Origin of the sequence: Micromonospora sp. NPDC051296, from assembly GCF_040682255.1 — a bacterium.
In the GTDB taxonomy this organism is placed as follows: Bacteria; Actinomycetota; Actinomycetes; order Mycobacteriales; family Micromonosporaceae; genus Micromonospora; species Micromonospora craterilacus.
In genome coordinates, this window is the sequence record NZ_JBFBAO010000605.1 from 1 (window position 1) to 2,158 (window position 2,158).

Annotated in this window: 1 protein-coding gene; it reads right to left on the reverse strand. The window is 63.1% G+C overall.

All coding sequences use genetic code 11. The features are described 5' to 3' along the window. Positions 1 to 91: 91 nt before the first annotated feature. Positions 92 to 1,528 carry a group II intron reverse transcriptase/maturase gene (gene ltrA, locus AB0M52_RS33420; protein ID WP_363961840.1) on the reverse strand — a complete coding sequence of 479 codons (1,437 nt, stop codon included), beginning with the start codon at positions 1,526 to 1,528 and terminating at the stop codon, positions 92 to 94. Between the last annotated feature and the right edge of the window lie 630 nt (positions 1,529 to 2,158).

Below are 2,158 nucleotides of genomic sequence, written 5' to 3' on the forward strand. Positions count from 1 at the left end.
TCTTTCGACCGGTCCGTTTCTGCGGCCCGCCTCCCGAACCGGACGTGCGGCTTTCACCGCATCCGGCTCTCCACGAGCCCGTTCAGTTGGGTCATGTGGTCCTGATCGTCATGGGCTGACGCCATGGCGCGGGAATCTTTGTTCCCCGGTAGTAGTACCGAGTGACCGGCACTTTCCGGGTGTCGAACAATGTGTCTGCGCCGTCGGTCGGCCACCACCGTGGCAGGTAGCGGCGTCGCAACTGCTTCCAGTTGGCGCGGCGGTGTTTCCGACGAAGCCATCCAATGATCCGTCGCCAGGTGAACTGGTGTAGGTAGGAGAACGTCGCCTTCGAGTTGCCGTGCCGGAAGTAGTTGCTCCAACCTCGTAGCACCGGATTGAGTTGGCGCAGGAGGTCGGCCAGCGGTTTGTTCGTGCCCTGTGAGGTGATCGTGCGTACTTTGGCCTTCGCTGTGGCTAGTGCCTTCTTCGACGGCCATACGTAGACGTATCTCCTGTTCACTGTTCCCTGTTTGGTCTGCCGTTGGATGCGGAAGCCAAGGAACTCGAACCCTTCGTCGATGTGCACCACGGTGGTCTTTTCCTCTGACAGGCGAAGACCCATGGTGGCCAGCACGTCGGCGACCTCTTCCCGCAATGCCTCGGCGTGTTCTCGGGTGCCGGTCAGCACCACCACGAAGTCATCCGCGTAGCGGATGAGCTTGTAGGTGGGTAACCCCCGACGTCGCCGATACAGGCGGGAGCCGTTGTACCTGCTGAAGTACGCCCATGCCTTGGAAAAATGTTCGTCCAAGACGGACAGGGCGATGTTGGCCAGCAACGGCGAGAGGATGCCTCCTTGGGGTGCGCCCGTGTTGGTGTTCCTTCTGACGCCAGCCTCGGTAAGAACGCCGGCCTTGAGGAACGCCTTCACCAGCGCCAGAACGCGCTTGTCTCCGATACGCCGCCGAATCCGGTCCATGAGGGCCGGATGGTCGATCTCGTCGAAGCACGCCTTGATATCACCTTCGAACACCCACTCATAGGAACGGGAGACCATCTGGTGAATCTCGGTGATCGCGTCCATTGCCCGGCGGCGAGGGCGGAAGCCGTAGCTACACGGCTTGAAATCCGCCTCGAACACCGGTTCGAGGATTAGCTTGAGCGCCGCCTGCACAGTGCGATCCCGTGCGGTAGGAATACCCAAGCCACGGAGTTTCCCGTTCGCTTTAGGTATCATCCGTTCCCGCACCGGAACCGGCTGGAACGTCCTGTCCTTCAACTCCAGATGCAGCCGGAACAGGAACAGTCCCCAGCCCGGGGCGATCTTCCGGGGTTGCACCCCGTCAACGCCCGCCGACCGTGCTCCTCGATTGCCCCGGACCCGATGCCATGCCACAAGCAGCACGGCCGGGTCATAGACAAGGTTGTACAGGTCTTTGAACTGACGATCCGGGCCGATCATGGCCCACTGATGCAGCTTCGTCTGAATCTCCAGTACCCGCACCTCCGCTTCTTCCAGCGTCGGCCACGGCGCGTCGGTGTTCACCAACGTCCTCCTGGCATTCCAGTCCGTGAGCTGCGAACTCGCTGCTGCCCTTCGCCCTGTGAGCGGCTTTCCCGCTCTCCGTGATGGGACGTGACTCCCACGACTACTACGACAGCTCCGCCCCGCCCCGGAACCGTCAGCCGACGGTGGGCCTGCCCTTCACCGTCCTGGCTGGACAGTGCCGAGGGCGATCCCGAGGCAGTTCCCATGTTCACCGTGTGCCGGTCGACGGGGGCGGTGCCCAGCTTTTCCCCGGCAGCCTCGCCACAGGTACGCCGCAGGCATTCCCCGATGGCCTCCTCACCGACAGTCTTGATCGGCTTCGAAGTCGACGCACCGGCAAGAGCCGGCACGCCGTGCACTGCTGCCCAGCCCATATCCGCCAGATTTGAGCTGGTTTCAAACTTGCGGGGGTTCCACCACTGGTTCACTCGTCGTTACACCTTCCCGTCTCGCTTGCCGGACCCGAGCCGTCTGGCAGTACCGACCCGTCCCGTCGTTGTCGCGGCTGCTCCCGCCCTTCCCCGCACCTCCGGGGTCAGGCTGCCGCCAGCTTCACCAGGTTGCTGCGACAACCCGGCGGTGGGTCCTCTCACCCCACCCGGTCACACAGCGCCTCATGGCGCACCA